This is a genomic window from Paenibacillus sp. 598K (assembly GCF_003851045.1).
Lineage (GTDB): Bacteria > Bacillota > Bacilli > Paenibacillales > Paenibacillaceae > Paenibacillus_D.
Genome location: NZ_BFBX01000070.1, coordinates 133,636 through 133,953, shown reverse-complemented (window position 1 = coordinate 133,953; position 318 = coordinate 133,636). Strand labels below are relative to the sequence as shown.

Annotated in this window: 1 protein-coding gene; it reads right to left on the bottom strand. The window is 62.6% G+C overall.

What is annotated here, in order from left to right:
• Positions 1-3: 3 nt before the first annotated feature.
• Positions 4-318 (bottom strand): hypothetical protein (locus tag PA598K_RS20310; RefSeq protein WP_185602130.1); only part of this gene is annotated, 315 nt, incomplete at its 5' end.

Genomic DNA, 318 nt, shown 5'->3' with positions numbered 1-318 from the left:
CCGTTATTTGTTGTAGTGGCGACGCATGTTGCGGTACAGCTCGCGCAGCGGCTCGAATATGCTCGCCGACAATTGGCGTATCATAAGCAAGGACAGCAGCAGGATCGCGACCGCCCCGACGATCAGGATCGTCCGCAGTCCCGCCAGATCGGACAAGATCGGCGCGCCAGGCACGGTCACCAGCACATAGTCATCGGAACGATACATCCGGCGCAGGTATATGATGCCGTCATCGTCCTCGATCACGTGCAGCTCCTCATGCGGCGACTGGCCCTCGAGGCGGGAGCGGATATCTGCCGGCAGCCCGGCGGGCCAGCC